Origin of the sequence: Marinobacterium aestuariivivens (assembly GCF_042661465.1) — a bacterium.
GTDB lineage: Bacteria > Pseudomonadota > Gammaproteobacteria > Pseudomonadales > Balneatricaceae > Marinobacterium_A > Marinobacterium_A aestuariivivens.
In genome coordinates this window covers 3,044,661-3,058,490 of the sequence record NZ_JBHSWE010000001.1, presented here as the reverse complement: position 1 = coordinate 3,058,490, position 13,830 = coordinate 3,044,661, and the positions used below count along the sequence as shown (strand labels likewise).

At 54.7% G+C, this 13,830-nt stretch carries 7 protein-coding genes and 2 pseudogenes; 5 read left to right on the top strand and 4 right to left on the bottom strand.

What is annotated here, in order from left to right:
• Window positions 1-2 precede the first annotated feature (2 nt).
• The 5 genes from ACFQDL_RS15825 (at window position 3) to ACFQDL_RS15805 (ending at window position 8,123) form a co-directional block, all read left to right on the top strand.
• A complete protein-coding gene (locus ACFQDL_RS15825) occupies window positions 3-3,794 on the top strand; it encodes an RHS repeat-associated core domain-containing protein (RefSeq protein ID WP_379909886.1) in 3,792 nt (1,263 codons plus the stop codon).
• A 555-nt stretch (window positions 3,795-4,349) separates the two neighbouring features.
• Complete coding sequence (locus tag ACFQDL_RS15820; RefSeq protein WP_379909885.1) at window positions 4,350-5,243, top strand: TolB family protein; 894 nt, start codon at window positions 4,350-4,352, stop codon at window positions 5,241-5,243.
• A 5-nt stretch (window positions 5,244-5,248) separates the two neighbouring features.
• A complete protein-coding gene (locus ACFQDL_RS15815; RefSeq protein ID WP_379909884.1) occupies window positions 5,249-6,346 on the top strand; it encodes a flagellar hook assembly protein FlgD in 1,098 nt (365 codons plus the stop codon).
• A 41-nt stretch (window positions 6,347-6,387) separates the two neighbouring features.
• Window positions 6,388-7,392 carry a chromate resistance protein ChrB domain-containing protein gene (locus ACFQDL_RS15810; protein WP_379909883.1) on the top strand — a complete coding sequence of 335 codons (1,005 nt, stop codon included), beginning with the start codon at window positions 6,388-6,390 and terminating at the stop codon, window positions 7,390-7,392.
• An 11-nt stretch (window positions 7,393-7,403) separates the two neighbouring features.
• A complete protein-coding gene (locus ACFQDL_RS15805; RefSeq protein WP_379909882.1) occupies window positions 7,404-8,123 on the top strand; it encodes a hypothetical protein in 720 nt (239 codons plus the stop codon).
• Window positions 8,124-8,127: 4 nt separating this feature from the next.
• Here ACFQDL_RS15805 and ACFQDL_RS15800 read toward each other — a convergent pair.
• The 4 genes and pseudogenes from ACFQDL_RS15800 to ACFQDL_RS15785 form a co-directional block, all read right to left on the bottom strand.
• Window positions 8,128-8,648: pseudogene (locus tag ACFQDL_RS15800) on the bottom strand (LemA family protein).
• Window positions 8,649-9,377: 729 nt separating this feature from the next.
• Entirely contained in the window at window positions 9,378-10,556 is a 1,179-nt protein-coding gene (gene fadA / locus ACFQDL_RS15795; protein ID WP_379909881.1) for an acetyl-CoA C-acyltransferase FadA, read from the bottom strand.
• Window positions 10,557-10,573: 17 nt separating this feature from the next.
• Window positions 10,574-12,718 (bottom strand): annotated as a pseudogene (gene fadB, locus ACFQDL_RS15790) (fatty acid oxidation complex subunit alpha FadB).
• Between the two features lie 361 nt (window positions 12,719-13,079).
• The gene (locus ACFQDL_RS15785; protein WP_379909880.1) at window positions 13,080-13,829 is read right to left on the bottom strand and encodes an enoyl-CoA hydratase-related protein; all 750 of its coding nucleotides are present in this window, start codon (window positions 13,827-13,829) and stop codon (window positions 13,080-13,082) included.
• Between the last annotated feature and the right edge of the window lies 1 nt (window position 13,830).

Here is a 13,830-nt window from a genome sequence, read left to right as displayed (position 1 = left end):
TCATGAAGCAGGCACGGTTACGACTATTCTTCTTATTGGCAGTTTGCAGTGTTTTGTTTTTTGGATGGTTTGGAATGCCAAAGACTGCCTATGCATTTCACTATCCTTGGGACCAGGGGCATGATGTCTTTAACCCGGACAATCCGCCGCCACCAGATAAAGACCAACCGACAAAGAAAGATAATCCTGCTTGTGGAGGAGATCCTGTTAACCTTCAAACTGGCGAATTTTTCTATCTCAATACTTACCACGATGTTGCTGTTTCGAACTTAGGACCAAATCTATCTTTGAATTTTACCTACCAGAGTCGCGACCGCTACAGTGGTCCTTTTGGTAATGGTTGGCATACGACTTTAACAGAGGTGGCGGTCCTAACCAATGATGGCGTCGATATCTATGTAGTTTGCCGTAAGGGCACAGGCCAACGAAAACGCTTTAGCCGCAATGCAGATGGTGGTTTTGAACGACCAGCAGGACTTTTTGCCAGCGTCTCTGTAGAAACTGACAATTCGATTAAATTGGTTGACAAATTTGGCAATAATAAGACGTTTGACACCACTGGTCGATTAGTCTCAATTACTGACAGTAATGGTAATACTTTAAGCATTAGCTATGATAATGAAGGGGTGATATCAAAGGCAACTGGTGCCGGCGGCCGTATAATTAGTTTCACCCGAGGAGCCAATGGCCGTATTGCTTCAGTGACTGATCCGGCGGGGCGAGTCTACAAGTTCGACTATGACACCAACGGCAGTCTTACTTCTGTGAATGATCCGGAAAATGGCATAACGCAATACTCTTACAATACCGAGAATAAGCTCGTCACGATCACTGACCCTCGCGGTAATGCTCATGTTACCAATAAATATGACAATCAGAATAGAGTTATCCAACAAACCTATGCAGACGGCAGCGTCCTAAAAATTAACTATTTATCAGGCAATAATACCCAGGTAACCAATGAGCGGTCTTTAGTTTCTAATTACGGCTTCAATGAGAGTGGCAACCCTAGCAATATCACCGACCCACTTGATCGTTCCACTGTAATGGAGTGGAACGACGATGATCTGCTAAAACGGATGGTCAATGCCCGTGGAGTTGAGCGGCAGATGAACTATGACTCCGATGGCAATCTTATTTTACTCACGGAAGCGACCGGCACACCGGTCGAACGCACTATATCCTTTGAGTATGATGCAAAGTTCAGCCACCTTACAAAGATTATCGACGGTGACGGCAAAGCCACGAACATTGTTCTAGACAGTCGCGGCAATCCGGTAACCACCATTAATCCGCTCAACGATCAGGCAACGATGACCTATGACGATCGTGGCCTGATAACGAGTTTCACCGATGCGAACGGCAACACAGCGGCTTTTAACTACAATACTTCCGGCGATCTTACCCAACTGACCAATGCCGAAGGCGATGTCACCACCTTCACCTATGATGGTGCCGGTAACCTCCTGACGGTGACGGAAGGTACCACTAGCCCGGTCGAGCGTACCACGACTTTCTCGTACGACGGTCTCAACAGGGTAACAAGTGTTACTGATGGCGAGGGAGGAGTCACCACCTTCGCCTATGATCCAAACGGCAATCTCCTCCAGACAGTCGACCCCACCGGTGTAACCGTCACCCGCAGCTATGATGCCCGTAACCAGCTGAGCCTTATTGTTGATCCTGCAACTGGCACCACGACCCTTGCCTATGACGCCACCGGCAATCTTGTTACGGTTACTGATGCACTCGACAATACTACAACTTACTCCTACGATGCTGCCGACCAGTTGATAGCTACGACGGATGCGCGTGGATTTACGACTCGTTTTAATTACGATGCAGGCGGAAATCTGCTAACCGTGACCAATGCCAACAACGCTACCACGACCTACACCTACGATTCCATCGGCCGACGAAGCAGCCGCCTAAATCCGTTAGGGGAGACCATCACCTATGCATATAACACCCGCGACAATTTGATCCAGACCCACGATGCCAATGGGCAAACGATAGACTATGCCTATGACGAATTGGGGCGATTGGTCTCGGCGACGACTCCGGACAATGCATTAATTTATGGTTATGACGCTGCTGGTAATATGACAACGGCCAACGATAGTGATAGCACACTGAACTTTACTTATGACCGGGCCAACCGACTCGTCTCAGCGGAGACGGGCGGAACTACGCAACCAGTGGTAACACTGAGCTACAGCTATGACGCTATCGGACGTCGTAACAGCCTCACTGACAGCGAAGGCGGTTCACATAGCTATAGCTACGACGACGCCGATCGGCTGACGGAGCTCCTCACGCCAGCAAACGAAATACTCAGCATGAACTACGATGCAGCTGGTCGACCAACCGGAATCAGCTATCCCAATGGCGTCACGATGACTAATACTTATGATTTAGCTGGCCGGGTAAAGAGCATTATCCATGCTACCAGCAGTAGCGACCTCGTTAGCTTCGACTACCTTTATAATGCATTAGGCAATATTACACAGATCATTGGCTATACTGATACGCGATCATTCGATTACGATCCGATCCAACAGCTAACCTCGGCAGGCACTAACGCCGCACCAGCCTTCTACAATTATGACGGCGTAGGAAACCGGACTAGTTCACACCTTTCAAATTCGTATAGTCATAACGCTGCCAACCAGCTTATAAGCGATAATAATTTCACCTATATCTACGATGCTAATGGTAATTTGCTCACGAAGACTGATCAAACTACAGGGAAACTAATCAACTATAGTTATGATGCTCAGAATCAGCTTATCGCTATCAGTTTTCCAGATGGCTCCAACGTCAATTACAGATACGATGCACTCAATCGTCGGATTGCAAAAGTTTTCAACAATAGTAGTAGTGTGTTTGTCTATGATGGACTAAATATTGTATTTGAATTCAGCAGTGATCAAGCGTTACGAGCAGGTTACAGTTATGGCACTAGTCTTGATCAGCCACTTGTAATGAATCGCGACGGTAATCAGTATTATTATCACACTGATCATCAAGGCTCTATTGCGGCTCTTACAAATAACTCGACCACTGCTACCAACACCTATAACTATAAAGCTTTCGGAAGCTACACCAACACTAGTGAGATCATAGATAATCCATTTACTTATACCGGTCGAATTCAAGACCCGGAAAGCAATCTGTATTATTACCGAGCTAGATACTATGACCCTTCAATCGGGCGGTTTATACAGAGTGATCCTATCGGGATACGGGGAGGCCTAAATACCTACACGTATGTTTTTAACAACCCGCTCAACTATGTTGATCCGTTTGGGTTATATACATTATCTGATGCAAGCACCAGTCTCAGAAAACAAGGAATCACTCCAGAAAAAATTGAATACTTTGGTAATACTTGGAGTAAGACCTACACTGATACTCAGGTGTTTGATGAGTGGTTAAAGCTTGAGCGTGCTAATACGGACTGGCGAAAGGAACTACCTTCCTGCCCTTCCAGTTTAAACATGTGTCTTGACCCAGAAAAGTGGAATAAACCTACAACTGCAAACCATCTTCACCCAGGAGGAGCATTAGAGATAAGATCTAAAACAACACCTGGAGGTCATTCATCTCAATGCGTTTATGATACTAATAGAGAATTAATGACGAGTATTCCGGCAGGAGGCACAGCAGATTTCAAGGCCTGTCCTAGACCGCCATTTTGTCCAAGCCACTTCTTTCATGACGTCCAGCCATTTAACCTTGCTGATAAATTAGAAAGAATACATGATTATTATGATGTCAGGCCTATCAAATAAGATGAAATACAATATGATTAAGAACTGGATTGGCACAGTTTTTTTTGTTTTCTTGTTCATGGGTATATATTGGCTAGAGGCTTTGACATTTATGTTAAGAGAAGCGCGATGGCTTGATATCTTATCGTTTCTTGCCTTAGGTTTATTCTCAGCTACAGTCGGGTTTTCCATTATTGCAATTGCTAATAGTTTATTGAGGGTTATGTCTAATAACTCATTACTATTCTTAACAATGTCCATCTTATTTTCACTATTGGTTCTTTATGTTACTACAAATAAATTAATTGAGGTTATGACTATTACTTAAGACAGACACACAAATTGAACAACATTAAATAGAATGTAAGCAAATGAACGATTTTACTGGATGATTTATTCTTTTTATCTAAGAACTAATACACTTTCAACGCGTGCTTTCAAAATAATCAAAACACTTAAAGTTATTATAATTAAGCAACACATTAATTATTTAACATTCTTAATAGGTAGAGTCGGATTCATGCTAGACTTTGAGTTATATAAAATATAAATAGCGACGGTTAACCGGAGTAGATTATGAAAGCTATCTCGATATTCTTTCTCATGATAACGCTCGCGTTAACTGAACCAACCTATGGAGATCTAGCATTTTCCGGTTTTAGTCAAGACAAATGGGTTGTCTACTATCAATCCGAGCTTGAGTCAACCCCAAAGCTTTTTAAAATGCCTAGCACTACTGACGGCAGCACAGCTACCCGGTTTCCTAATGGGCGGGATATCGCCTTCGAAGTCCCGGGCAGGGGGATTTATTTATGCAACACACAATCTGGTGAGGAATGTGACCAACTTAAGATACCTAAAGGCTATGGATCCAGACCTACATGGTGGGCAGACACCGGAAATCTGGTCTTTGCGCGCTATATCACTGAGTCTGAAGGGGAAGATTCGGAAATCTTTGTTGCAGATATCAAAACTGAAAAGATTACACCCTTAGTCACTCAAACAGGTCTCCTGGATTACCCCGATATCACTAGTGATGGCCGCGATTTGGCCTACACTGTATCAGGCACAATAAACCGCTATCAGGGCGGCGTGCAAGTTGTTCAAAGCCTATGGGTAATGAACCTGGAAACCGGAAAGGCACGGCAGGTGCTTTTAAGCCAGGATCAGGATATTCATCCGGACTGGTCCCCCTCGGGTGACGAACTCGCTTTCGCCTCGAACCGCAGCGGCCAATTCGAAATCTGGCGGGTGGGCGGTGATGGTGAAAACCTTCAGCAGGTGACCTCCGGACCGGGAAGCAAAACCTGGCCTGCCTGGTCGCCCGATGGAGAGTCCATCATGTTCACGCTGCAGAAGGATGGACGATACAGCCTCTGGCTGGTCAATGCGGACGGTACCAACCTACGGCCTTTTCAGCCCTTTGGTGCAGATTCGGATATTCAATTAAGGGATGCGGACTGGAAATGAAAACGATGGCAGCAGTACGGATAACAGGTTTATTGACGGGACTGTTGCTAAGCGGCGGTGCGTTAGCCGAATCGGCCAGTCAAGCAATCAGTGATACAACGATAAATAGTAATGCTTTCAATCCCAGTCTAGGCGAGCAGGTTGTCCTTACCTATACGCTGGCTCAGCCGGACACCGTGAGTGTACGGGTTTATGATCCTGACGGTGGTCTGGTCAGCACCGTATTAGAGGGCGTGGAACAAGCCGCAGGCGCTCAGGAAATCTCGTGGGATGGTCTCGATATCGATAGCAAGGTCGTTCCTGATGAGGCCTATACCTTTGTCGTTGAAACAACGACCGGCGCTTTATATGACCCCACTACTCATTCGGGCGGCGTGGTCGGGGATATCACCGAAGCCCGGTTCAATGAAGACGGTACCGTTCTGTACAACCTGCCGGCTGCCGCAAGGACCCTGATTCGCCTGGGCGTCCACAATGGTCCCATGCTGAAAACCCTGGTGGACTGGAAGCCACGGGTGGCCGGTGAGATTACCGAGTACTGGGATGGCTATGATGAAGACAACCGATACAAGCTACGCGGCGCCAAGGATTTCTCGGCGCTTATTACCTACGTAACGCTTCCCGACGCGACGGTTATCACCTATGGCAACAAAGAGGAGACTTATCGCGACTACAAGCTGGGCCGTGCCCAGGGTCGAGCCCAGAAACCGGATCGCCCCCGCCGGTCGGGCGCCGAGCTAGAACTGCGTCCCGAAGGCCTGGTACCGCCGGCCTGGGCCCGCTCACCTCGGGTCGATATGACATTCCCTCAACTATCCGGGGTGGAGAAAGATGATGTCCCGGAGGTGCAAGACGCCATCGATATCCACATTAGCGTGAATCCTGATGATCTTGATCACCTGCTGCAGGATCAGTTCGAGATCATTTTCTTTCTGGACAATGTCTTCTTCGCCGAAGCGGAACGGGGCTATCTCCCGCTTAACTGGCGATGGGAACTGCAGCAGATTCCACCGGGCGAGCATGTCCTGACCGCCAACGTTTCCAGCTTCACTGGCCAGGTCGGGGTTGCCAGCCGCAAGATAAAGATCGTAAGACCGCAGTAACTCATTGTGTGCGAAACCAAAACGATAAGGGACGGTGCTGAATGAGCACGTTAAACCGAACGACGCTACTTTCCCTGTCTGCGGCCACTTGTGTCGTACTGCTGATAAGCACAATTCTGGCAGTGGGTTGCAAACCCGCCGATTCCGCGCCAAAGACCGTTTTCGTCACCCGCTATGGCCTGGGCCCCGATAAATGGGCTTCCGCCTGGCTACTCAAGCGACATGTCGATACCAATGCCGAAATAAGAGCTGTCGCCCCGGAGGCACCGTTGCCGCCGGGTGTCAGTTTCGATACCAAGGGCGCTGTGTACCAGCGTCAGACCGATAAGACCACATTCGAGGTCATACGTGAGCAACACAAGCTCGACGACCCGATCATTAGGGACCTAGCCGACCTTGTTCACGCCATCGAAGTGAACTTCTGGTCCAGCCCCTCCAATCCAACAGCCTCCGTTGTCGAGCAGGGTTTCCGGCGTTTGCAGCAGACTTATGGACGCGACCAGGTCACGCCGGAGTGCTATATGGCTTATTTCGATCGGGTTTATCAGTACCTTGCGGACTATCACCATAGCGATGCCTTGCCGCAACCCGCCCGGTTGGAAGTCGAATGTACGTCGCAGCTCGATGTCACTGCAGCCCAACCGAACCTTGTCCGAGAGATGCCAATTGCCGCTCTTTTAGCAGAACTGGATCGCGGGAAAACAGTTATTTTCATCGATGTCCGCGAGCCGGAGGAGTTTTCAGAGGGTCATATCCCCGGCGCAGTGAATCTCACGCTAAGGGACGCCGCGCCTGGTATCGAGAAGCAGTTGGCAGGGGCCGACTATGTCGTGAGTTACTGTGTGAAGGACTTCCGGGGATTTGAGATGGCCAGAACCCTGGCAGAACTGGGAGTACGCAACTCCGTCATACTTAATCCCTATGGTATCAGCGGTTGGGTGGCGAACGGATTACCCGTTGCTGGCGCCAAGTCGATGACTGAAACCGAGGCCTCTGAACGTCTTGCTGACTGCGCGCAAGATCCCGATCGATGCCTTACCCCCTAGGAGATCCGGCCATGTTGAAACAACTGGAACAGAGTCTCTCGCGTCATCCAGTCTTGTTGCTGGCGAGTGGCGTGCTCCTCCCAACACTATTGGTGTGGGTTGACTCGGTAGGAAATCCCTTCAGTTACTTTCGATACCAGTTGCCGCCGGGGCAAGCCTTGTACATTCTCTCCAAGCTTATGGCTTTGGTGACGTTGTCGTTGCTTTGGCTGCAATGCTTGACCGCATTGGCGCAACGAACACCAACGCTGATGATGTTGCGACCCGGGCTCCTGAATCACCGCCGACTGGGGCTGCTGATTCTGACAACAGCTTGCCTCCATGCACTGCTGTTTGTACTGGCCGCTTCGCTAAGAACCGGCAAACCCGCATGGGCATTGCTGCTACCCCTGCCCGGCGAGGGATACTACAACCTCCATCTGTCCTTTGGTTCCATGGCATTGTGGCTGCTTATGCTCGGCGGCGTTGCCGGCCTTGCAAGATGGCGCTATAACTCTGGCTGGCGCCGCTGGCTACATCTTGCCTGGCTACCGGCACTGGTACTAATCTCGTTGCATGGATTGGGTATCGGAAGCGAAACACGCACCGGCATGTTACGTTACCTCTATCCACTGATGGCCCTTAGCCTGTTAGCGGTGGGTATACACCGCAGTAACTTTTTCGACGTAGAAACTAAAAGTATCTCCGACCGCGAGAGGCTTAATGGGCACAGGGATGGAAAAAGCGATTAATCTTTCACCCTACGTCGTCCTGCGCCTCGAAATAGGGCTTGAAGCGGAAGCCGCCGAGGTGCCCCACCAGATTGCTCGGAAAGGTCTGCAGCCGGGTATTGTAGTGACGCGCGAACTCGTTGTACTGGCGGCGCTCGACGGCGATGCGGTTTTCGGTGCCCTCGATCTGGTCCTGCAAAGTCAGGAAGTTCTGCGATGCCTTCAGATCGGGATAGTTCTCCACCACCGCCAGCAGACGCGACAACGCGCTCTGCACCTCTCCTGGGCCTGCTGAACGGCCAGCAGTTGTGCCGGGTCCGGAAGGGTGCCGGCGGTTGACTGCAGCGACAACAGCGCCCGGGCGCGGGCCTCGGTCAGCGCCGTCAGTGTCTCGCGCTCGTGCTCCATGTAGGCCTCGACGCTGTCGATCAGCAACGGCACCAGATCGAGCCGGCGCTGGTACTGGTTCTCGACCTGCGCCCAGCCGGCATTGACCTGCTCCCGCGCGCTCACCAGTCCGTTGTAGAGCCAGGCCAGCAGGCCCATGACCAGTGCCAGCACCACCAGGCCGAAGGTCAGATAGGACAGCGTCACCGATCGTTGCATGGTCAGATTCCTCTCATCATCGAGTTGGCCGAGGTCGATCGTGCCCTTGCCGGCGGGTGCCTGACTGACACCGGACAGGGTCTGATCCGGGTCGCCGCCCGGCAGCCACCAGAGCACCGCGACCACCAGCAGCATCAGCAATCCGGAGGCGATCAGGGGCCCGTAGCGGATGCGGTTGAGCGCGATGCGCCTTTCAAGGCCATCCTCGTCCGGATTCCGGGCGCAGGCCGTGCGCAGCCGCTCGGCTTCCGCCGGCGTCAGCTTGCCCTCGCGCAACAGGCGCTCGATACGTTCGTCCTGATCAATCATCGGTGTCATCTTCCAGCGCATCAGGCAGGCGCATGTCCTGCTCCGGTCTCAGCCGTACTGCTTCAGCCATTTGCAACCGATTCCAAATCGAAACCGGATTTGATCAAGGAAACTTAACAGGAAGCCTCAAAGAATAAAAACTTAGTGCAGCCCGGCAACGTGTCATCGAAATCACTCCGGCCGGGTCAAGCGTGAGGCGTGAGGCGTGAGGCTGAGAGGTTAAGCATTACGCGTCACCTGTCACCCTTAAACAAAACCCTGTTCCTATACGTCCCTGTATTCGCAGGATAAGTACCTCCCTGTACAAAAGGCCCCGATGATCCAGGCCATCGGGGCCTTTGCTCGCTGGACCCGGTTGAATCAGTTCAGGCGTTCGATCACCGTGGCGATACCCTGTCCCATGCCGATACACATGGTGGCCAGCCCCAGGGTGCCGTTGCGCTGTTCCAGCACGTTCAGCAGCGTGGTGGTGATACGGGTACCGGAGCAGCCCAACGGATGGCCCAGGGCGATGGCACCGCCGTTGAGGTTGACCTTCTGATCGATCTTGTCGCTCAGACGCAGACCGCCGAGCACCGCCAGAGCCTGGGCCGCGAAGGCTTCGTTGAGTTCGATGCAATCGAGATCGTCAATGCGCAGGCCCGCCCGCTTCAGCGCCTTCTGTGTCGCCGGAACCGGGCCATAGCCCATGATCGAGGGCTCGCAACCCGCCACGCCCATGCTGACGATACGGGCGCGGGGCTTCAGACCCAGACCCTGGGCACGGCTGGCGGACATCACCAGCATTGCGCTGGCGCCGTCGGACAGCGCCGAAGAGGTGCCGGCCGTGACGGTGCCGACCTTGGGTACGAAGACCGGCGGCAACTGGCTCAGGGACTCCAGGGTGGTGTCCGGACGGATCACCTCGTCGATTTCCTGCAGCACCTTGAAGCCGTTTTCGTCATGCCCCTCGACCGGCACGATCTCGTTGGCGAAACGCCCCTCGACTGTCGCCGCATGGGCACGTTGCTGGGAACGGGCGCCGAAGGCGTCCTGGTGTTCGCGGCCGATGCCGTTCATCTTGGCCAGCATCTCGGCGGTCACGCCCATCATCATCGCGGCTTTGGCGGCATGCTTGGACATCGCCGGGTTGACGTCGACGCCGTGGGTCATCGGCACGTGCCCCATATGCTCCACGCCGCCGACCAGGAAGCTGTCGCCGTTGCCGGTCTGGATCGCCTGGGCGGCGCTGTGCAGCGCGGCCATCGACGAACCGCAGAGACGGTTGACGGTCTGCGCCGCCACGGTATGGGGAATGCCGGCCAGCAATGCCGCATTGCGGGCGATATTGAAACCCTGTTCCAGGGTCTGGTTGACGCAGCCCCAGATCACATCCTCGAACTCGGTCGGATCCACCTGGGGATGGCGCGCCAGCAGCCCCTGCATGACCGCAGCCGAGAGGTTCTCGGCCCGCACATTGCGAAAGACACCGTTCCTGGAACGTCCCATCGGGGAGCGCACGCCATCGACGATCACCACATCATTCGGTTTAAGGCTCATTGCGTTTTCCTCCCCGCTCAGCCGTAATAGGTTTCGCCGTTGGCGGCCATCTGCTTCATCCGTTCGGTCGGCCGGTACAGTGGCCCAAGACCGGCATAACCTTCAGCCATCCCGCAGAAGCGGTCGAGCCCCAGCTGGTCGAGGTAGTAGAGGGCGCCGCCGCGGAACGGCGGGAAGCCGATGCCGTATACCAGCCCCATGTCGGCTTCGGCCGGCGAGGCGACGATACCATCCTCGAGGCAGCGCACCGTCTCGATCAGGAGCGGTATCATCATCCGCTCGACGATCTCCTGGTCGCCGAAGTCCCGCGTCTGGCCCAGCACATCGCCGAGCAGTTCGAAGACCTCTTCGTCGACCCGCTTCTTCGGCTTGCCCTTGCGGTCCGGCTCGTAGGCGTAGAAGCCCTTGCCGCTCTTCTGACCGTAGCGTCCGAGACTGAACATCCGGTCCAGTGCATTCTCGCCGTCGTGTTTCATCCGGTCCGGGAAGCCGGCCGCCATCACCTCGTTGGCATGGTAGCCGGTGTCGATACCGACCACGTCAAGCAGGTAAGCCGGCCCCATCGGCCAGCCGAAGCCTTCCATGACTTTGTCGACCTGGCGAAAATCCGCGCCGTCACGCAGCAGCAGATTGAAACCTGAAAAGTAGGGAAAGAGGATGCGGTTTATCAGGAAACCCGGGCAGTCGTTGACCACGATCGGGGTCTTGCCCATTGCCTGGGCGTAGGCGACAGTACGGGCGATGGCGGCATCGGCGGTTTTCTCGCCGCGGATGACCTCCACCAGCGGCATCCGGTGCACCGGATTGAAGAAGTGCATGCCGCAGAAGTTTTCCGGCTTTTTCAGCGCCTTCGCCAGTTCGGTGATCGAGATGGTCGAGGTGTTCGACGCCAGCACGGCCCCCGTTTGCAGATGCTGCTCGACCTCGGCCAGCACCTGTTGCTTGACCTTCGGATTCTCGACCACGGCCTCGACCACCAGGTCGACCTCGCCGAAATCGCCGTAGTTCAGCGTCGGGCGTATCCGGGTCAGGGTTTTGGCCATGCCGGCGGCATCGAGCCGACCACGCTTGATCTGACCGCCAAGCAGCTTGGTGGCTTCATCGAGACCCAGTTGCAGCGCCTCCTCCCTGATGTCCTTCATCAGGATCGGGGTGCCGCGCGACGCGGACTGATAGGCGATGCCGCCGCCCATGATGCCGGCGCCCAGCACCGCTGCCTGCCGCACCGGCTCCGCGCCCTTCGCATGGGCCCTGGCGGCCTTCTTGACCGCCTGATCCTTCATGAAGATGCCGACCAGGGCCCGGGAAACATCGGTCTTCGCCAGTTTGGCAAAACCCGCCGCCTCGACCTGCAGCGCCTCGTCACGGCCGAGCGCCGCATGCTTCTGCAGGGTCTTGATTGCGGCCGGGGTGCCGGATAGTGAGGGCCGGCCTTGGCGCCGACCACCCCCTGGCGGACTCGAACGCCATCAGTTGCTCGATCTGCCCGAGCCTGACCGGTGCCTGCTTCTCGCTACGGCGCGCCCGGTAGTCGAACTTGCCGTCGATGCACTGACGCAGCAGGTGCAGTCCCGCGTCCCGCAGCATCTCCGGCGCCACCACCGCATCGACGGCGCCATCCTTCAGCGCCGCTGCGGCCTTTTTCTCGTCGCCACCGCAGATCCACTCGTTGGCATTGTCGATGCCGATCAGGCGCGACAGTCGCAGGGTACCGCCCCAACCGGGATAGAGACCAAGCTTGACCTCGGGCAGGCCGACCTTCGCGCCCGCGCCCATGACCCGGTAATCGGTCGCCAGGCAGAGCTCGAATCCGCCGCCGAGCGCCACACCATTGATCGCCGTAACCGTCGGCACCGGCAGGTCCTCGACCGCATTGAAGATCTGTGTCATTTCGAGAATCGCCGCGCGGATCTCCTCCTCGCTGTGCTCGAACAGGGAACCGAATTCGGTAATATCGGCACCGACGACGAACACCTCCTTGGCGCTCGAAAACAGCACCCCCTGACGCCCTCCTGTGCCTCGATCGCCGTAATGGCTTCGCGCAATTCCTTCAGGGTGGCCTGATTGAACTTGTTGACCGACTCGCCGGCGAGGTCGAATACCACCTCGCAGATACCGTCGCCGGCGTCCCGTACGCTGACCGCCTGTCCTGCATACACCATCTTGTTTCCCCGGCCGGATAGCCTCCGGCTACTCTATTCAGGCCTGTGGCCCGGTGGCTAATTCAATTGCTGGCTGCTGCACCCATACTAGCCAAGCCACTGTTGGCAGCAATAACAAAAACATCCCATATTAGTGACATAAAATATCTATTATTTTTTATGTCTTATTTTTCATGCAGTTAAATAAATAAAATTAACAAAAGAAGATAACGATTCCGTCCACATCCAAACAGAACCGGGGCAGCATCCATCCTGAAGTATGGATGATCGAAAGTCAGTTGCACGGCCGCAGCTTGTGCGGCCATGCGATAAAGCCGGGCCGGCATATGCCGGCCCGCCATTGACTCGATTTCCACCCGACTCAGCTGCGTCGCAGTGCCGACTCGAGTGCAGATCGGGCTTCCTCCGAGGCGAGGCGCTCGCGGAAAGCGTCGACCTCCTCGACCAGCACCTGCTGCAACAGGTCCTGCTGATGGGCGCGCAGCATCTGCTTGCTCTGGCGCACGGCCTCGGACGACAGCGATGCCAGCGTCTGCGCCTGCTCGAGCGACCGCGACTGCAGTTTCTCGCCCGGCAGCACTTCATTGACCAGGCCGATCTCGCGCCCGCGTACGGCGTCGAAGGGCTCACCCAGTACCAGCAGCTCGAAGGCCTGGCGATGGCCGGCCAGCTGCGGCAGCAACAGGCTGCTGCCGCCCTCCGGCACCAGCCCCAGACGGGCGAACGGCAGCTGCAGACGCAGGTCCTCGGCGCCGTACACCAGGTCACAGTGCAGCAGCAGGGTGGTGCCAATGCCGACCGCGTGTCCCTGGGCCGAGGCGATCAGCGGCTTGCTGAAGGCCGCCAGGGTCTGCAGCAGCCGCAAGGGTACCCGGGCGTTTTCGGCATCGCCGCCGCTGGCGATGAAATCGGCGAGATCGTTGCCAGCACAGAAGCTGTCGCCGGCACCGCTCAGCACCACAACCCGAATCCCGGAATCCCTGTCCGCCTGCTGCAGCAGCTCCGTCAGCGACAGGTACATTGCCCGGTTGAGGGCGTTTTTCTTCTCGGGTCGGTTCAGTGTCAGTCCCAGTACACCGTTGTCATATCGTTGAGTAAGGAGTTCAGACATC